The 18,127-nt window shown below is 73.3% G+C and carries 17 protein-coding genes; 11 read left to right on the top strand and 6 right to left on the bottom strand.

The features are described 5' to 3' along the window. Positions 1–44: 44 nt before the first annotated feature. Positions 45–1,244, bottom strand: coding sequence for an aminotransferase class V-fold PLP-dependent enzyme (locus tag Q7L73_RS11410; RefSeq protein WP_304689820.1), 1,200 nt, complete (start codon positions 1,242–1,244; stop codon positions 45–47). Further along, entirely contained in the window at positions 1,241–1,639 is a 399-nt protein-coding gene (locus tag Q7L73_RS11405; protein ID WP_304689817.1) for a Rid family hydrolase, read from the bottom strand. The genes Q7L73_RS11410 and Q7L73_RS11405 overlap by 4 nt, the downstream gene beginning before the upstream one ends. A gap of 90 nt (positions 1,640–1,729) precedes the next feature. Between Q7L73_RS11405 and Q7L73_RS11400 the strand changes: the two genes are divergently transcribed. Together Q7L73_RS11400 and Q7L73_RS11395 are read left to right on the top strand one after the other, a co-directional pair. Further along, on the top strand, positions 1,730–2,893 hold the full coding sequence (locus Q7L73_RS11400) for a Xaa-Pro peptidase family protein (protein ID WP_304689816.1): 1,164 nt from the start codon (positions 1,730–1,732) through the stop codon (positions 2,891–2,893). Next, on the top strand, positions 2,893–4,251 hold the full coding sequence (locus Q7L73_RS11395; RefSeq protein WP_304689815.1) for a M20/M25/M40 family metallo-hydrolase: 1,359 nt from the start codon (positions 2,893–2,895) through the stop codon (positions 4,249–4,251). The genes Q7L73_RS11400 and Q7L73_RS11395 overlap by 1 nt, the downstream gene beginning before the upstream one ends. Here Q7L73_RS11395 and Q7L73_RS11390 read toward each other — a convergent pair. Then, complete coding sequence (locus Q7L73_RS11390) at positions 4,248–5,195, bottom strand: SDR family NAD(P)-dependent oxidoreductase (RefSeq protein ID WP_304689813.1); 948 nt, start codon at positions 5,193–5,195, stop codon at positions 4,248–4,250. The genes Q7L73_RS11395 and Q7L73_RS11390 overlap by 4 nt on opposite strands. 40 nt (positions 5,196–5,235) lie before the next feature. On the opposite strand from Q7L73_RS11390, the gene Q7L73_RS11385 reads away from it, so the two are divergent. Next, positions 5,236–5,658: a MarR family winged helix-turn-helix transcriptional regulator gene (locus tag Q7L73_RS11385; protein WP_304689810.1), complete on the top strand. Its 423-nt coding sequence runs from the start codon at positions 5,236–5,238 to the stop codon at positions 5,656–5,658. Between the two features lie 5 nt (positions 5,659–5,663). Here Q7L73_RS11385 and Q7L73_RS11380 read toward each other — a convergent pair whose 3' ends face one another. Further along, on the bottom strand, positions 5,664–6,407 hold the full coding sequence (locus Q7L73_RS11380) for a hypothetical protein (RefSeq protein ID WP_304689807.1): 744 nt from the start codon (positions 6,405–6,407) through the stop codon (positions 5,664–5,666). A gap of 85 nt (positions 6,408–6,492) precedes the next feature. Next, positions 6,493–7,383: a LysR substrate-binding domain-containing protein gene (locus Q7L73_RS11375; RefSeq protein WP_304689805.1), complete on the bottom strand. Its 891-nt coding sequence runs from the start codon at positions 7,381–7,383 to the stop codon at positions 6,493–6,495. A 71-nt stretch (positions 7,384–7,454) separates the two neighbouring features. Here Q7L73_RS11375 and Q7L73_RS11370 point away from each other — a divergent pair, with 71 nt between their 5' ends. The 5 genes from Q7L73_RS11370 to Q7L73_RS11350 all read left to right on the top strand — a co-directional run bounded on the left by Q7L73_RS11370 (position 7,455) and on the right by Q7L73_RS11350 (position 12,218). Next, positions 7,455–8,120 (top strand): CoA transferase subunit A, encoded by a 666-nt coding sequence (locus tag Q7L73_RS11370; RefSeq protein ID WP_304689803.1) that lies wholly within the window; start codon positions 7,455–7,457, stop codon positions 8,118–8,120. Next, a complete protein-coding gene (locus Q7L73_RS11365; protein ID WP_304689801.1) occupies positions 8,117–8,776 on the top strand; it encodes a 3-oxoacid CoA-transferase subunit B in 660 nt (219 codons plus the stop codon). The genes Q7L73_RS11370 and Q7L73_RS11365 overlap by 4 nt, the downstream gene beginning before the upstream one ends. Beyond that, positions 8,773–10,002 (top strand): thiolase family protein, encoded by a 1,230-nt coding sequence (locus Q7L73_RS11360; RefSeq protein WP_304689800.1) that lies wholly within the window; start codon positions 8,773–8,775, stop codon positions 10,000–10,002. Before Q7L73_RS11365 ends, Q7L73_RS11360 begins: the two co-directional genes overlap by 4 nt. Positions 10,003–10,082: 80 nt before the next feature. Beyond that, positions 10,083–10,676 (top strand): hypothetical protein, encoded by a 594-nt coding sequence (locus Q7L73_RS11355; protein WP_304689799.1) that lies wholly within the window; start codon positions 10,083–10,085, stop codon positions 10,674–10,676. A 114-nt stretch (positions 10,677–10,790) separates the two neighbouring features. Continuing rightward, complete coding sequence (locus Q7L73_RS11350) at positions 10,791–12,218, top strand: alkaline phosphatase (RefSeq protein ID WP_304689797.1); 1,428 nt, start codon at positions 10,791–10,793, stop codon at positions 12,216–12,218. 56 nt (positions 12,219–12,274) lie between these two features. Here Q7L73_RS11350 and aqpZ read toward each other — a convergent pair whose 3' ends face one another. Then, positions 12,275–13,000 carry an aquaporin Z gene (gene aqpZ, locus Q7L73_RS11345; RefSeq protein ID WP_304689795.1) on the bottom strand — a complete coding sequence of 242 codons (726 nt, stop codon included), beginning with the start codon at positions 12,998–13,000 and terminating at the stop codon, positions 12,275–12,277. Positions 13,001–13,173: 173 nt separating this feature from the next. Here aqpZ and Q7L73_RS11340 point away from each other — a divergent pair, with 173 nt between their 5' ends. The 3 genes from Q7L73_RS11340 to Q7L73_RS11330 form a co-directional block, all read left to right on the top strand. Next, positions 13,174–16,131: an amidase gene (locus Q7L73_RS11340; protein ID WP_304689794.1), complete on the top strand. Its 2,958-nt coding sequence runs from the start codon at positions 13,174–13,176 to the stop codon at positions 16,129–16,131. Between the two features lie 90 nt (positions 16,132–16,221). Beyond that, on the top strand, positions 16,222–17,610 hold the full coding sequence (locus Q7L73_RS11335; protein WP_304689792.1) for a hypothetical protein: 1,389 nt from the start codon (positions 16,222–16,224) through the stop codon (positions 17,608–17,610). Between the two features lie 155 nt (positions 17,611–17,765). Beyond that, the coding region (locus tag Q7L73_RS11330) for a BREX system ATP-binding domain-containing protein (RefSeq protein WP_304715551.1) at positions 17,766–18,127 on the top strand (362 nt) is incomplete at its 3' end.

The following is an 18,127-nucleotide window of genomic DNA, read 5'->3' as shown; positions in this document are numbered from 1 at the left end:
GCCGCGCCCGCCTCCGTGCGGCGGGGAGGGGGGATGGGGGAAGGTCAGGCGACGGCGGGGGAGTCGCCGGCGGCGATCTCGGCGAGGGCCGCGAGGAGGGCGTCGACTTCGGCGGCGGTGTTGTAGTGGAAGATGCCGACGCGCAGGGCCTTGCCGCCGATCCGCTCGCGCAGGCCGAGGCAGTAGAAGTGCTCGGAGGCGGTCACGTTGAAGCCGCGCGCGACCAGCTCGTCGGAGACGGCGGCGGCGTCGAGCACGTCGAGCTGGAGCAGGAAGGTGGCGACGCGGTCGGCGCTCGTCGGCGGGCCGATCACGCTGACGCCCGCGGGCAGGCCGGCGAGGAAGCGATCGCCCAGCTCGCGCGTCCAGGCGTGGCCGGCGCCGGGGGCGTCGACCGACTCCCAGTAGGCCACCGCGGCGGTGAAGCCGGCGAGCTGCTCGTACGGCATCGTGCCCGTCTCGAAGCTGCGGCCGATCGGCGCGGTCGGCGCCGGGCGGACCTTGTAGGGGCGCCAGTCGGCCAGCACCGCGGCGCGGCCGTAGGCGAGCCCCAGATGCGGGCCGCAGAACTTGTACGGGGAGCAGACGAGCACGTCGCAGTCGATCGCGCGCACGTCGATCGGCAGGTGCGCGGCGTAGTGGGTCGCGTCGATCCAGACCGGGGCGCCGACGGCGTGGGCGAGCTCCGCGACGCGCGCGGCGTCGACGACGGTGCCGACCGAGTTGGCCGCCCACGAGAACGCCACCACGCGCGTGCGCGGGCCGATCTTCGCGGCGAGGTCGTCCCAGTCGGGCAGGCAGGTGTCGCGATCGACCGCGGCGGTCACGACGGACCCGCCCGTGTCGGCGCACGCCTCCAGCCACGGCGACACCGAGGCGTCGTGATCGGACTGCAGCACGACGACCTCGTCGCCCTCGCGCAGCGAGCGCGCGAACGCGCGCGACAACGTGAAGTTGAGCGAGGTCATGTTCTGGCCGAAGATCGTCTCCTCCGGCGCGCAGCCGAGGAAGCGGGCGGCGGCGTCATGGGCGTCCTCAACGATCGCGGCCACGCGGCGCGAGGTCGGGAAGCTGCCGCCGAGGTTGCCGGCGGCGTCGCGCATCGCGTCGGCGACGGCGGTGCGGACCTCGTCCGGCACCTGGCTGCCGCCGGGCGTGTCGAAGAAGATCGCCTCGCCGCCGCGCAGCGTGCTGAAGCGCGCGCGGACCGCGTCGACGTCGAAGCTGGAGCCGACCGCGGTCATCGCTGCGGAACCGGACCCGACGCGACCGCGTCGATCTCGACCTCGACGAGGCAGTCCTGCGGGATCAGCTCGGCGACGTGCAGGGTCGTGTTGGCGGGGTCGACGCCGCGGAAGACCTCGCCGTGCACCTCGACCGAACCGCGCCACTCGGTGCCGGCGAGCAGGAAGATGCGGGTGCGGATCACGTCCTCGCGGCGGGCGCCGAGCGCGGCGGCGGCGTCGAGCGCGCGCACGAGCGCCTCGCGCGTCTGCGCGGCGGCGTCCCCCGGGAAGAGCGCGACGCCTCTGTCGTCGAGCGCGGCGGTCCCGCTGACGGCGACGTAGTCACCGGCGCGAGCGGCGCGCGAGTAGGAGGCAAGATTCTCGAAGGGGCTGCCGCTTCTGACCGTGTCCATGAACGCCACCATACCGCAGAATTTCACTATCGTGGACGTTTCGTGCAGTATTTGACGTAAGCCCAGCTGTACCGAGTGGAGGACCCTCCGATGCCCCAAGCCGTCCTGATGTTCGCCGACACGACCCACACCGCGGCGATGCGGAACGAGATCCCGCACTCGGTCCACGATCCCTTCCTCTACATCGAGCTGGGGGAGGAGCGCCACACGGTCCTGCGCTCGCTGGAGGTCGCGCGGATGTCGGAGCTGCCGCGGATGCACGCGCACGCGCAGGAGGAGTTCGGCCTCGACGAGCTGATCGGCTCCGGGCTCAGCGGCGAGCAGGCGACGCTGGAGATCGCGCTGCGCGCCTGCAAGCAGCTGGAGATCGACAGCGCGATCGTCCCGCCGGCCTTCCCGCTCGAGCTGGCTGACCACCTGCGCGCCGGCGGGATCGAGCTGACGGTCGACGCGGAGCTGTTCGCGAGACGGCGCCGCGCCAAGAGCGCCACGCAGCTGGAGGGCATCAAGCGTGCGCAGACGGCGGCCGAGGCGGCGGTCGCGTCGGTCGCCCGCGCGCTGCACGACGCCGAGGTCGTCGACGGCGGGCTCGTGCTCGACGGCGCGCCGCTGACCTGCGAGCGGCTGAAGGAGGGCGTCGCGCTCGCCTTCATCCGCAACGGCTGCGGCGGCGACGACGTGATCGTCGCGCACGGCTACCAGACCTGCGTCGGCCACCACTCGGGCTCCGGCCAGGTGATGGAGGGCGAGCCGGTCACCGTCGACCTGTGCCCGCGCGACCCCGAGACCGGCTGCTACACGGACATCACGCGCACGTTCGTGAAGGGCGCCGTGAACGAGGAGCTGGCGCTCTACTGGAAGATCGTCAAGCAGTCGATCGACGCCGTCCTGGCGGCGATCAGACCGGGCCTGCCGGTGCGCGAGCTGCACCGCATCTCGTGCGAGCCGATCGCCGCCGCCGGCCAGCCGACGCGCCTCACGAAGAAGCCGGGCGAGGTCTTGAACGAGGGCTTCTTCCACTCGCTCGGCCACGGCGTCGGGCTGGAGATCCACGAGGCGCCGCACCTCGACCAGAACGACGACGTGCTCGTCGCCGGCGACGTGATCGCGGTCGAGCCCGGCTGCTACCGCCAGGGCTTCGGCGGCGTGCGGCTGGAGGACCTCGTGCTCGTGACCGAGAGCGGCGGCCAGCTGCTGACCGACTACCCGTACGAGCTGACCCCGGCGGTCCTCACGCGCGGCGTCGCGGTCTGATGAGCGCGGCGACCGACGCCTTCGTCGCGCAGCAGGCGGATCGCTTCGTCGAGGAGTGGCGCGCGATCTGCCGCATCCCGTCGGTGTCCGGCTCGCTCGACGCGATCGAGCAGGCGGCGCAGTGGATCGAGGCGCGCCTGGAGCCGCTGTTCGACGAGGTGCGGCGGATCGAGATCCCCGGCCACGGCCCGTTGCTGGCGGCGACGCTGAACGGCTCCGGCGACGGTCGCCTGCTGCTCTACACCCACTACGACGTGCAGCCGCCCGGCGACCCCGGGCAGTGGACGACGCCGGCGTTCGCGGCCGAGCTGCGCGACGGGAAGATGTGGGCGCGCGGCGCCTGCGACGACAAGGCCGACGTCGTCGCGCGGCTGCACGCGCTGGAGGCGTGGGTCGCGACGCTCGACGGCGCGCCGCCGCCGTACACGGTCATCTACATCTCCGATCCGGCCGAGGAGATCGGCAGCCCCGGCCTGGCCGAGGCGCTCGCCGCCAACGCCGCCTCGCTGCACGCCGACGCCTGCCTGTGGGAGTCGTTCCTGCGCGACGGCGACGGGCGGCCGGGGATCGGCTTCGGCTGCCGCGGCAACCTCGAGGTCAGACTCGACCTGCGGCTGCTGCGCAGCGATCAGCACACCGCCTTCGCGTCGGTCGTCCGCAGTGCGCCGCTGGAGCTGATGCGGGCCGTCTCGTCGCTGACCGACGGCCGCGGCAGCGTCACGATCGACGGCTTCCTCGACGGTGCGCTGGCGCCGACGCCCGAGCAGGTCGAGACGGCGGCGCGGATCCCGCTGCCGGTCGACGCGGTCACGCGGGCCGGGGAGGGCGTCTCGCCGTTCTGGCCGGGCGCCTCCGAGCAGGAGCTGCGCCAGCGGCTGATCTTCGCGCCGTCGCTGTCGGTCTCGCAGTTCATCGTCGGCGCTGACGGCGTCGGCTCGGTGCCGGCGGAGGCGAGCGTGACGCTGCGCTTCAGCCTCGTCCCGGACCAGGACCCGGCGCACGTGCTGGCGACGATCGAGCGCCACCTCGCCGCGCACGGCTTCGGCGACATCCAGGTGACGGCCGGCCGCGCGATCCTGCCGGCCGCCTCGCCGCTCGACACCCCGTTCGCGCGCGCGACGATCGACGCGGCCCGCGACACGATGGGCGAGCCGGTCGTCTACCCGGTGCTGATCGGCGCCGGCCCCGGCCGGATCGTGCTCGACGCGCTCGGCGCCCCGGTCGTCTCCCCGGCCGGCACGCTGCGCCCCGACGGCAACATGCACGGGCCCGACGAGCACGGCGCCGTCGCCGACTACCTCGACCACGTCCGCTTCACCGCGCGCCTGTTCGAGCGGCTGGCGGAGAACGGGTTCTAGGACGGCCGCGGCGCGGGAGCGAGGCCGACGAGCGCCTCGCTGTCGCGCCACAGGTCGGCGCCGGTCTGCGGATCCTGCGCCTCGGCCGACGGGGCGCCGTCCTTCGCTATCTCCCACCAGCGGCCGGCGGGGAGCGCGCCGTTGGTCGCGCCGCGCGCGTAGGAGGGGTCGAGCGCGGTCGCGGCGAGGTTGGCGGCGGCGCGCTCGGGCGTGGTCGCGCCGGGCATCAGCGCGGCGATCGCGGGGGCGAGCGCGCGGTAGATCCGCTGGCCGGTCGGCGAGTAGTCGCGCGCGAGGCCGGTCGCGGGGACGAGGCCGGGGTCGACGCCGTGGACGGCGATCCGCGTGCCGGGGCGGAGGTCGTCGATCCGCCGGCCCAGCTCGACGGCGGTGATCGCATTCGCCAGCTTCGAGGTCGCGTAGGCGACCTGGCCGCTGCCCTCGCCGGGGGTCGCGAGCGTGCGCGCGTCGGCCCAGCTCGGCGGCGGGTAGCCGCCGTTTCTGAGCCGCTGCCGCTTGTGCGTGCCGCTGGAGACGATCGCGATCCGGCCGTCGTCGGCGAGCCGGTCGAGCAGCAGGCGGATCAGCAGGAAGTGGCCGAGGTGGTTGGTGCCGAAGGTCGCCTCGAAGCCGTCGCTCGTGGTGTGCTTGCGGTCGGTGTACTGGATGCCGGCGTTGGCGAGCAGCGCGTGCAGCGGTGGGAGCCGCGCCGCGTCGAGCGCCGCCGGGAAGGCGCGGACCGAGGCGAGGTCGGCGAGATCGAGCGGCAGGGCGACCCGGCCGATCTCGTCCGCCACCCGCTTCCCGCGCGCGGCATCGCGCGCGGGCACCACGACCGTCACGCCCGGCGCGGCGGCGAGCAGGCGGGCGGTCGCGAGGCCGATCCCGGAGGTGGCGCCGGTGATGACGACGGAGCGGGGAGATACGCTGCCAGAATCGTTCATGAAGCGAACGTTAGCTGAACAAACGTTTGGAGTGCAAACGATGTTGCCGGACGATCTCCCGCTGGGCCTCCGCTTCGACCGCCTCGGGCGGATCGCCGCCGCCCGCTGGCCGCAGGTCTACGGCGAGCTGGGGATCGGCAAGCCGGCGCTGCTCGTGCTCGTCACGCTCGTGCGCGAGGGCGCGCCGCTGCGCCAGGCGCGACTGGCCGAGCGCAGCGGGGTCGACAGAGCGACGCTCGTCGCGCTGCTCAACGAGCTGGAGAGCCGCCAGCTCGCCGCGCGCGCTCCCGACCCCGCCGATCGCCGCGCCCACGCCGTCTCGATCACCGACGCCGGCCGCGCCCTCCTCCTCCGCGCCCTCGAGCTGGAGCGCGGCGACGACTTCTTCGCCGCCCTCACCCCCGCCGAGCTGACCACCCTCGGCTCCCTGCTCTCCAGACTGCTCGCCGCGCACGGCGAGTAGCGCGCTCACGCAGGACGCGAATCGAGCAACGCCGGGATTCGCGTCGTCGACCAGATCCACGTCGCAGTCGTCGGGCAAACGAAGCCGGTGAGCGTCAGCAGTTCCTCGAAGCGGGATGAGAGCGGCAGGTGGTGGATCGGCTCGTGGTGGGCGATCCGGTTGCGCAGCGCGTGCAGCGGCACGAGTCGGTCGTAGACGTCGGTGCGGACACGCGGCCGCAAATGGGGAAAGGCATGGCGCAGCGCAGGCGCCCACAACGTCGGCTGGTGACGGGCATCGAGCAGGTAGCGCCAGAAGCCGAACATCAGCTCGGCGACGACTCGGTCGCGGGTCTCGATCGCTCTGCGGGAACGGAGCCGGCCACGGGCCTGGGCGATCTGGGCTCTGAGGTCTGGATGGAGCGGGGTTCGCGCGTCGAGGTGCCAGGCGCCGTCGCCGTCGAGCGTCTTGCGATGCCAGCGCCGCAGTTGCTCGTCGAGGCCGTTGCGCAGCACGATCTCCAGCTGGCCGAGGCTCTCGTGAAACGCCGCCGCGATCGCGATGTTCCACTCGTAGAGGCGCAGGGCGGCAGGTTCGGACCCAGCGGCGGTGACGTACGGCTCGAAGCGAGCTGGCGCGAGCCGCGCTCGCAGCGCGGCGACGTGCGCCATCGGAGGAGTGGGAACCGTTCGTGTCAGAGGAGCGCTCGCGCTAGCATCAGTCGGCGAAAGCCCCGGAACGATCCCTACCCGCCCTTCGGGGTGAGGCATATCGCCGGGGTTTCGTCTTGCCGGGAGGAAGTGTGTCGGAGGTCGCGCGCCGACGCGCCACCATCCAACAGCGATCGTGCGGCGCTCAGCTGGCCTCCCGCAGCACCGCGACGAGGTTGCGGAGGGCGGCGGAGGAGTCGTCGGCGCGCCAGAGGGCGCCGAGCTCGACCGGGGGGCCGGGGTCGCGGAGGGGGCGGAAGGCGACGCCGGCGCGGCCGAGCTTCTCGACGCTGGCCGGCACGAGCGCGACGCCGAGGCCGGCGGCGACGAGGCCGAGCACGGTCTGCAGCAGCCAGACGTCGTCCTGCACGGCGCGCGGCTCGAAGCCGGCGCGGCGGCAGCTCTCCAGCACGCGCGCGTGCAGGCCGGGCATGTGGTGGCGTGCCGGCAGCACGAAGGGCTCGGCGCGCAGGGAGGTGAGGCGCAGCGCGCTGCGGGCCCGCGCGAGCCTGTGGCCCTCCGGCAGTGCCGCCACCAGCGGTTCGCGGGCGATCGTCAGCTCGGACAGGGCCGGTTCGGTGACGGGGAGGTAGAGGACGGCGAGGTCGAGCGCGCCGGAGTGGAGGCCGGCGACGAGGTCGTCGGGCGGCAGCTCGCGCAGGAACAGCTCGACTCCCGGATGGCGGCCGCGGAAGACGCGCAGCAGCTCGGGCAGCGGGCCGAGCGACGCCGACGGGACGAAGCCGACCGTCAGCCGGCCGACCTCGCCGGTGCCGGCCCGCGTCGTCGCCGCGAGCGCCTGGTCGACCTGCACCAACAGCCGCCGCGCCTCGCCGAGCAGCACCTCGCCGGCTGCCGTCAGCGCGATCGCGCGGCGCGAGCGGTCGAACAGCTCGACCCCCAGCGCCCGCTCCAGCGCGCGCATCTGCGTCGACAGCGGCGGCTGCGCCATGTGCAGCCGCTCGGCCGCGCGCGTGAAGCTCAGCTCCTCGGCGACCGCGACGAAGTAGCGCAGGTGACGCAGCTCGACATCCATACGCCGTCAGTATGCAACAGCGGCAAAACGAGTATTGGACAGATGAGATCGCTCGCGCGATGCTCAGCACCATGGTGCAACTGCTCTCACCCGCTGAGGCGCTCGCGAAGGTCAAGCCCGGCGACACGGTGATGGTCGGCGGCTTCGGTCTCGTCGGCGCGCCGCTGACGCTGATCGCGGCGCTGCTGGAGGCCGACGGCGCGCGCGACCTCACCGTCATCTCGAACAACCTCGGCGAGCCCGGCCGCGGGCTCGGCAAGCTGCTGCCGGCCAGACGCGTCAGCAAGGCCGTCGGCTCCTACTTCACCTCCAACAGAGAGGTCGTCGAGGCGCACCTGAGAGGCGAGCTGGAGGTCGAGCTGCTGCCGCAGGGGACGCTCGCGGAGGCGATACGGGCCGGCGGCGCCGGGATCGGCGGCTTCTACGTCCGCACCGGCGCCGGCACGCTGCTGGCCGAGGGCAGAGAGCAGCGCGAGATCGACGGCGAGCTGTACCTCTTCCAGCGCCCGCTGAGAGCCGACGTGGCGCTGATCCGCGCCGCCAAGGCCGATCGTCAGGGCAACCTCGTCTACGCCCGCACGGCGCGCAACTTCAACCCCGACATGGCGACCGCCGCCACGACGGTGATCGCCGAGGTCGACGAGATCGTGGAGGTCGGCGAGCTGGACCCCAACGCCGTCGTCACGCCGCACCTGTTCGTCGACGTGCTCGTCAGACGCGCAGGAGCGCAGCCGTGAGCGAGACCTCCACGACGATCGCCAAGCGCGTCGCGCGGCACATCGAGGACGGCGAGATCGTCAACCTCGGGATCGGCATCCCGACGCTCGTCGCCGACCATCTGCCCGACGGCGTCGACGTCGTCCTGCAGACCGAGAACGGCATGCTCGGCGTCGGCCCGACGCCCGCTCCCGACGACGTCGACCCGAACCTCGTCAACGCCGGCAAGCTGCCCGTCAGCGAGCTGGCCGGCGCCTCCTACTTCGCCAGCTCGGCCTCGTTCGGGATGATCCGCGGCGGCCACGTCGACGTCGCGATCCTCGGCGCGCTGCAGCTCGACGGCAGGGGCCGGATCGCCAACTGGTCGATCCCCGGCAAGCCGATCCTCGGCGTCGGCGGCGCGATGGACCTGCTCGTCGGCGCGCGCAAGGTGATCGTCGCGACGACCCACCTGGCGAAGGACGGCAGCGCCAAGATCGTCGCCGAGGCGAGCTTCCCGCTGACCGCCGACCGCCCCGTCGACCTGATCGTCACCGAGCGCGCGACCTTCGCGGTCGGCGACCAAGGCCTCACCCTGATCGACCTCGCCGACGGCACGACCGTCGAGTGGGTCACCGAGAACACCGGCGCGCCGTTCGCGGTCGCGCCCGAGCTGAGCACGGAGGCAGCGGCATGAGCGAGCTGAACGAGGCCTGGATCGTCGCCGCGGCGCGCACGCCGATCGGCAAGCTCGGCGGCGAGCTGGCCGCCGTCCGCCCCGACGACCTCGCGGCGACCGTCGTCGCCGCCGTCGTCGAGCGCGCCGGGATCGCGGCCGAGACGATCGAGGACGTCGTGCTCGGCTGCGCCAACCAGGCCGGCGAGGACAACCGCGACGTCGCGCGCATGGCCGGCCTGCTGGCGGGTCTGCCGGAGACGGTCGGCGGCACGACGATCAACCGCCTCTGCGGCTCCGGCCTCGATGCCGTCAGCTACGCCGCGCGGGCGCTGATGGTCGGCGACGGCGACGCCTTCGTCGCCGGCGGCGTCGAGTCGATGAGCCGCGCGCCGTGGGCGGTCGCCAAGCCCGCGAAGGGCTACGCCACTGGACCGAACACGATGGAGGACACGTCGCTCGGCTGGCGCTTCACGAACCCGCGGATGGATGCCCTCGGCCACACCGACGCGCTCGGCGTCACGGCCGAGAACCTCGTCGCCGAGAAGCCGGAGACGATCACCCGCGCCGCCCAGGACCAGTTCGCGCTCGCCAGCCACCAGAAGGCGCTCGCCGCCCAGGCCGGCGACCGCTTCGCGCGCGAGCTGGTGCCGGTGACGGTCAAGGAGCGCAAGGGCGAGCGGGTCGTCGCCAGCGACGAGGGGCCGCGCGCCGACAGCTCGCTGGCAACGCTCTCCAAGCTCAAGCCCGCGTTCGTGAAGGACGGCAGCGGCACTGTCACCGCCGGCAACTCCAGCTCGCTCAACGACGGCGCCGCCGCGCTGGTGATGGTCAGCCCGCAGTACGCGCGCGAGCACGGCCTCCAGCCGCTGGCGAAGATCCGCGCGCTGGCGACCGCCGGCGTCGCGCCGCGCGTGATGGGGATCGGCCCCGTGCCGGCGACCGCGAAGGCGCTCGACCGCGCCGGCATCACGCTGAACGACCTCGACCTGATCGAGCTGAACGAGGCGTTCGCGGCCCAGTCGCTGGCGGTGCTCGACGCGTGGGGCGTGCCGTTCGACGACGCGCGCGTCAACGTCAACGGCGGCGCGATCGCGCTCGGCCACCCGCTCGGCTGCTCGGGCGCGCGGCTGCTGACGACGCTCGTGCACGAGCTGCGGCGGCGCGACGACGCGACGCTCGGCCTGGCGACGATGTGCATCGGCGTCGGCCAGGGGATCGCGGTCGTCGTGGAGCGCATGTCCTAGCGCGGTCACGTGCGCCGCAACCCCCTGGCGGGCAGTGTGTTGGAATCCCGACCACGCCAATCGACTTCTCTGGGGGCAGGATGACGCGCAAGCGCACAGCATCGATCGCAGCCGCGACCGCGACGGGACTCGGCGTCCTGCTCGTGACGGGCCTTCCGGCCGACGCCGCACGCCTGATCACCGGCGCCGACATCAAGAACGGCTCGATCACGCGCGCCGACGTGCGCAAGGGGACGCTGACGCTCGACCGCCTGTCGAGACCGACGCAGAGACTGATCCTGAGCAACGGCGCCGTCGGCCCGACCGGCCCCCGCGGCGCCACCGGCCCGCGCGGGGCGACCGGCGCCAGAGGCGCGACCGGCCCGCGCGGCGCGACCGGCTCGGCCGGCGCCAGAGGCGCGAACGGCACCAACGGCGTGACCGGCTACCAGGTCGTGCAGAACTCCAGCGCGAACGACACCGCGCAGACGAAGACGATCTCGATCGACTGCCCGGCCGGCAAGGTCGTGCTCGGCGGCGGCGCGACCGCGGCCGGCAACGACACCGCCGTGCTGCAGTCGAGCAACCCGGACGGCAACTCGCGCTGGGCGGCGAGAGCGACGATCCCCGGCGGCGCCCCCGGCAGCGGCTGGCAGCTCAACGGCTATGCGATCTGCGCCAACGTCACCCCGTAGCGCGAACGTTCACAGCTTCTACACGACGTGGTAACGGGCCCCGGCGGCGGGCCAGGGTAGATCTTGCGGCGCAGCATCCACGGACGGAGCCCCCCGATCCACAAGGAGCTACGAATGCACCGCACCCGCCTCTCGGCGGCCGTCTTGACGACGGCCGTCGTCGCCGCCGCGGGCGCCAGCACGGCGCTGGCGACCGGCTTCTACCCCGGCCACTGGCACGGCCACGACCGTGACGACGCGCGCTCCGCGGTCGTCGAGTCGCTCAGCAACCGCCATCCGAAGAACGTCATCCTCTTCATCGGCGACGGCATGGGCACGCAGGAGATCACCGCCGCGCGCTACTACCAGGGCGTCCAGAACAGACTGAACGTCGACCGCCTGCCGCTGACCGGCTTCGACACGACCTGGTCGGTCAAGCCCGGCACCGGCCCGAGATACCTGCCCGACTACGACCCCGACTCGGCCTCGACCGGGACCGAGTGGGCGACCGGCGAGAAGACGCTCGACGAGCGCATCTCGCAGGGCCCGAGCACCGCGATCGACGTGCCCGGCAGAAACCTCCGCACCGTGCTCGAGCTGGCGCAGCGCGACGGCAAGAAGGTCGGCGACGTCTCGACCGCCGAGCTGACCGACGCGACCCCGGCTGTGCTCGCCTCGCACATCTCGCTGCGCGGCTGCCAGGGCCCGGCCGACACGGCCAGAAGCTGCAGACTGGAGACGAAGGAGGCCGGCGGCCTCGGCTCGATCGCGGAGCAGGAGGTCGACCATCGCGTCGACGTGCTGCTGGGCGGCGGCCGCGCCCGCTTCGAGCAGACGGTCACCGGCGGCAGATACGCCGGCAGAACGGTCGCCGACCAGGCGCAGGCGCAGGGCTACAGATATGTCACCGACGCCGCCGGCCTCGACGCGATCCACAGCACGTCCAAGCCGGTCCTCGGCCTCTTCAACAGCGGCAACATGTCGCTGGAGTGGAGAGGTCCGCAGGCGAGACTCGGCAAGGGCGACCCGGCGAGCGCCTGCGTCGAGAACCAGCGCCCGGCCAACGAGCCGTCGCTGTCGGCGATGACCGACAAGGCGATCGGCCTGCTGGAGAACCGCCGCGGCTTCTTCCTGCAGGTCGAGGGCGCCTCGATCGACAAGCAGGACCACGGCGCCAACGCCTGCGGCCAGCTCGGCGAGACGGTCGCGTTCGACAACGCGATCGGCGTCGCGCTCGACTACCAGCGGCGCCACCCGGACACGCTCGTGCTCGTCACCGCCGACCACGCGCACACGTCGCAGATCGTCGCCGAGGACGCGAGCGGCGCCGGCCTGCCGACCGGCTACTCGTCGAACCTGCTGACGAAGGACGGCCAGACGCTGACGCTGACCTACGGCACGTCCGGCTTCGGCGGCGACGGCGCCGCGCCGCAGCCGGACCCGAGCAGACTGAGCCAGCAGCACACCGGCGCGGTCGTGCCCGTCTGGGGCAAGGGGCCCGGCGCGCTCGACGTGCTCGGGACCAACGACCACACCGACCTCTTCGACACGCTCCAGGGGTAGAGGCGACAGGCGGCGGGCGACCCGAGGGAGGGCGCCCGCCGTCTGCTGCGCTGCGGTCAGCCGGCGGCGACCGCCGACTCCTCCGGCGCGATCGCGACCTCGCGGTCGAACAGGACGGCGTGCAGGCCGGCCGCCAGCAGCGCGCCGACCAGCGGCGCGACGATGAACAGCCACAGCTGGCTCAGCGCCCAGCCGCCGACGAACAGCGCCGGGCCGATCGAGCGGGCCGGGTTGACCGAGGTGTTGTCGACCGGGATCCCGACGAGGTGGATCAGCACCAGCACGAGACCGATCGGGATGCCGGCGAAGGCGACCGAGGCGATCTTGTCGGTCGCCGCCAGCACCGTGAAGACGAGGAAGCCGGTCAGCACGACCTCGGTCGCGAAGGCCGAGCCCCACGGGTAGCCGCCGGGCGAGTGGTCGCCGTAGCCGTTGGCGCCGAAGCCGGCCGCGCCGGCGTCGTAGCCGCCCGCTCTGCCCTTCACGATCACCAGCAGCAGCGCCGCCGCGACGATCGCGCCGACGATCTGCGCGACCCAGTAGCGGACCGCCTCCGGCAGCTCGATCTTGCCGCGCGCCAGCAGGCCGAGCGTGACCGCCGGGTTGATGTGGCAGCCCGACACCGGGCCGACCGCGTACGCCATCGCCAGCAGCGACAGGCCGAAGGCGAAGGCGACGCCGAGGAAGCCGATTCTGTCGCCGGCGATCACCGCCGCCCCGACTCCGCCGAAGACGAGCACGAAGGTGCCGAGCGCCTCGGCGATCGCACGTTTCAGAACCACGGATCCGTCCTCCCGTCGTTGAAGATCCCGGAGCGCGATTCGGCGCGTCGGCGCGGACTCCTCCGCAAAGCGGCGCGGCGTCGCTCCTGGACATTGCCTGTCCAACTGTCACGGTGACGATTTCGACAGCTGTCGATATGACGGTTCACATCTCGTTCTCAGAATCGACATGCATGAGATCCCCATGCAGTCCGCGGCCGCGACGCTGCGCGCTGGCAGCCGCCGCGGTGCTCGCGGCCAGCGCCGGCGCCCTCTTCGCGCCGTCCGCAGGAGCCGTGAATTACGTCAGCAGCGCCAACGGTGAGAGATGGGAGGTCAACGACGGCGCGATGCCGGGCCTCGACACCGGCTCGATCCGCTCGACGACCGGCAGCTCGCTGCTCGGCTACGGCGGCATCCGCGTCAGCGTCTCCGGCAGCGAGCGCGACCGGATGGACGGCGAGCTGCTGCGCGGCTTCGGACTGCGCTTCGACGGCATCGACACGTTCGAGACGACGACGCCGGTCAACCTGTCGGGGATCGACGTCGCGCGCGAGGTCAGATTCGACCTCGCCGGCAACAGCGCCCGCTTCCTCGACCGCTTCACCAACCGCACCAACATGCCCAAGACGGTCGAGGTCACCTTCGGCGGCATCCTCGGGCAGAACAACAACGAGAACCAGAGCGAGACGGTCAACACCAGCAGCGGCGACACCACGATCACCTCGGCCGACAGCTGGGTCGAGGTCGCGACGCCGACGGCGGCCGCGACGACGCCGACCAGCGGCCCGTCGCAGAACGGCCCCTCGGCGACCGTGCTCGGCACCGCCGGCACCGGCCTGCTCGGCTCGCTGCAGCGGACCGCCAACTTCTTCCGCAACCCGTTCGCCAACCCGCTCGAGGTCGGCACCGGGATGGAGGCCAACTTCTACGGCTTCCTGCGCCGCGTCACGATCCAGCCGGGCGAGACGAGATCGCTGGCGCAGTTCGTCGTGATCGGCAGAAGAGAGACCGGCACGGGCGCGCCCGCCGCCGGCAGCGAGATCGAGGCCGTGCGCGCGCGGGCGGCGACGCTCGCCGCGACGCCCGACTTCAGCGGCCTCTCGGTCGCGCGCCGCTGCGAGCTGGCGAACTGGGACCTGGCCGCGCTCGACGCCGCGCTGCCGGCGACCTGCGCCACCCGCCAGGCGCCGCAGCCGGAGCCGCTCAGAGCCGCGCCGGAGCCGGTCACCTCCTCCGACTACGACGTCGTCGGCAAGACGATCACGCAGATGCAAGCCGACATGGAGAGCGGCGCGACGACCTCGCAGGAGATCACGCGCGCCTACCTCGACCGCATCGCCGCCTACGACACCGGCCAGCTCGGCCTGCACTCGTTCATCCATGTCGCCGACGACGCGATGGACCAGGCGCGCGCCGCCGACGTCGCGCGCGCCAACGGCAGAACGGGCGCGCTGCTCGGCATCCCGGTCGCGGTCAAGGACCTCTACGACACGAAGGACATGCCGACGACGAACGGCTCGCTCGTGTTCGAGGGCTTCCGCCCGGCCAAGGACGCCTTCCAGGTCGGTCGCCTGCGTGACGCCGGGGCGATCATCCTCGGCAAGGCGAACATGTCCGAGTTCGCCAACTCCGGTCGCCACAGCGAGTCGCCGTGGGGCCAGGTCTGGAACGCGATCAAGCCCTCCTCGACCTCGCAGGGCTCCTCCGGCGGCTCCGGCGTCGCCGTCGCGGCCAGCTTCGCCGGCTTCGCGATGGGCTCGCAGACCGGCGTCTCGCTGAACGCGCCCTCCGGCGCCTCCAGCCTCGTCGCGCTGCGCGGCACCGACGGCATGTCGAGCGTCAGCGGGGCGATGCCGCTGACCTGGATGCAGGACTACACCGGCCCGCTCGCGCGCTCGGTGCGCGACCTCGCGACGATCCTCAACGTCACGACCGGCACCGACCCGGCCGACGAGGCGACCGTCGACGCCGACAGATACCGCCCCGCGGACTGGACGACGATGCTCGACGCGGACGCGCTCAGAGGCAAGCGGATCGGCTACCTCAGATCGACGTTCGCGGCCACCAGCTACGGCACGCCCGGCACGCTGGAGGTCTCCAACGCCGCGCTGCAGGAGCTGACCTCGCTCGGCGCCGAGCTGGTCGAGATGCCGGCCCAGCCGGGCACGACCTCCAGCAGAGCCGGCGGCTCGCTCTCGGCCGAGGGCTGGTACCGCTGGATCGAGGAGCACCCGGAGTCGCCGTACAGAACCCCGGCGCAGATCCAGACCTCGCCGCTGAAGCTGCCGTACAACCGCAGCACGACGTACACCGGCGTGCCGATGACGGCCGAGCAGGTGAAGGCCGCGCGCGACGCCCGCAGCGGCTCGAAGCAGAGACTGGCCGACTGGATGGACGCGGCCGGCGTCGACTTCGTCATCTACCCGAACAACACGTCCGACTTCCACGACAACGACTCGGGCGCGCTCGGCGGCGCCTTCGCGACCGCGCCGGCGTCGAGCTTCGGGGCGCCCGAGGTGATCGTGCCGGTCGGGATCAACGACCACGGCTTCCCCGTCTCAATGCAGCTCCAGGGCCGCGCCTGGGACGACGCGAAGCTGGTCGGCTACGCCTACGCGATCGAGCAGCGCTTCCACGGCCACGTCGAGCCGACGAAGCTGCCGGCGCTCAGATACGTCGCGGGCAGCGAGCCGACGCCGATCGTGATCGAGAAGCCCGATCCGCCGGTGACGGTGCCGGACACGCCGGCCCCGCCGACCAACGGCGGCCCGGCTCCGCAGGGCGGCACGCCGCCCGCGCCCGCGCCGCCGGTCGCGAGAACGCCGGTCAGAACGGTTCGCAGAGCGGTCAGCGTGCGCTCGCGCGTGACCGCGGTCCGCAGCGGCGGCCGCGTCACGGTGAGGCTGACGATCACCGCCTCCAAGGCGCTCGCCGGCAAGCGGGTCGCGATCGAGCGGCGGATCGGCAGACGCGTCGTGACGATCGCGCGCGTCAAGGTCGGCGCGAGCGGACGCGTGACGGCGACGCTGAGGCTGCAGCCGGCGGCCTCCTACCGGCTGCGCGTGCGGGCCGCGCAGACGGCGACGACGAGAGCGGCGGCGAGCCCGTTCGCGCTCGTGAAGGTGCGGGCGGCGGGCGCGAAGCGCTAGCGCCGCCCCGACCGGCCTCCCCGGCGGCGGCACGTGCCGCCGGGGAGGTCCCCGATGTGAGCGCCGCGGGCGCGGCCTACCGTCGCCTCCATGCTCACTTCCCGCATCTCCGCCGCGCTCGCGCTCGGCTGCGCCGCGACGCTGGCCGCGGCTGCGAGCGCGCCGGCCGCCCAGCTGTCGGTCGAGGGCGGCACGCTCGTCTACCGCGCGGCGCCCGGTGAGGCCAACGCCGTCATCGTCCGCTCCGAGGACCCTGGCGAGCTGCGCTTCACCGACTCCTCCGCGATCGCCTTCCCGGCCGGCGTCTGCCGGCGTGCGGACTGGGACGACGCGACGGTCGCCCGCTGTCTCTTCGCCGGTCCGGTGCGGATCGAGACCGGCGACGGCGGCGACCGCGTCTCGCTCTTCAACGACCTGCCGGCGGCGCAGGCGTTCGTCGTCGACGGCGGCGCCGGCGACGACAGGCTGTCCGTCGACGCGGGCGGCCCGGCCGCGACGCTGCTCGGCGGCGACGGCAACGACGAGCTGAGCGGCGGGACCGGCGACGACGTGCTCGACGGCGGCGCCGGCAACGACACGCTCGCCGGCGGCTTCGGCCGCGACACGCTGCGCGGCGGCGACGGCGACGACAGCCTCCTCGGCGACGCGCTGAAGCCGTTCGCCGACACAATCGACGGCGGAGCGGGCCGCGACACGATCGTCAACGACTGGGTCAACGACCCTGCGAACACGCCGATCGGCGTGACGCTCGACGGGGTCGCCAACGACGGGCTGCCGGGCGAGGGCGACAACGTCGTCGGCGTCGAGGCGATCCAGGTCAACCAGCCGGCGACGCTCGTCGCGGGCGCCGACGCGGTCGCCTTCAGAGTCTTCCAGACCGGTCCGGGCGCCTCGAAGCTGGTCGGCAGCGACCAGGCCGACACGCTGACCTCCTACGACTACGCCGACACGATCGACGGTCGCGGCGGCGACGACACGATCGAGGCCGGCCTCGGCGACGACGACATCACCGGCGGCCCCGGGCGCGACACGATCAACGCCGACGCCGGCAGCGGCGCCTGCAACTTCCTCGTCTGCCGCACCGGCAGCGGCAACGACGTCGTGCGCGTGCGCGACGGCGAGGCCGACAGCGTCGTCTGCGGCCCCGGCACCGACACCGTGATCGCCGACCCGATCGACACGATCGCGCCCGATTGCGAGAACGTCGACCGCGGCACGGTCACGCCCGATCCCAGAAGAGACGGCAGAAGAGCGGAGCCGCCGACCGGCAAGCGCTGCCTCGTGCCGAAGGTCCGTGCCGGGGCGACGCTGGCCTCCGCGAGACGCGCGCTGGCCAAGCGCCGCTGCCGCGCCGTCGTGCGCGGCGTGCGCTCGGCGAAGGTGCGCAGAGGGCGCGTCGTGAAGCTGTCGGCGAAGGCCGGCCGGTCGCTCGTCGTGAACGCGAAGGTGACGGTCTACGTCTCGCGCGGGAGGCGGTGAGGCGCGGCTGCGCGGCGACGGGCGGGAGGCGGTGAGGCGCGGCTGGGCGGCGATGGGCGGGAGGCGGTGAGGCGCGGCTGGCCGGTCGCGCGCGGTGAGTGAGGGATCTCCCTCGCTCGCACCCTCGCGCCGTGTGCGGCGCCTACGATCGTTGGGTGGTCGCCCTCGTCGGAAGAGCCGCCGAGCTGGGGCGGATCGAGCAGCTGCTGGTCGCGGCCGCCGCGGGGGAGAGCGGGACGCTGCTGCTGCTCGGCGACGCCGGCATCGGCAAGAGCGCGCTGCTGGACGCGGCCGCCGCCTCCGCCCGCGAGCGGGAGATGGCGGTGCTGCGGGCGCGCGCCGTCGAGGCCGAGACCGCGCTCGCCTTCGCCGGCCTGAGCGAGCTGCTGCGCCCGCTCGCACCGCTGCTGGGCGAGCTGGAGCCGGCCCAGGCGCAGGCGCTCGCGGCCGCGCTCGGCCTTCCCGCGCCGCCGCCCGCCGCCGCTGCCGCCGCGCCCGCCGCCGCTGCCGCCGCGCC

The organism is Conexibacter sp. CPCC 205762 (genome assembly GCF_030646155.1).
Taxonomy (GTDB): Bacteria; Actinomycetota; Thermoleophilia; order Solirubrobacterales; family Solirubrobacteraceae; genus Conexibacter.
Note: the sequence above shows the minus strand (reverse complement) of the source record. Positions and strands in the feature narration are given on the sequence as shown.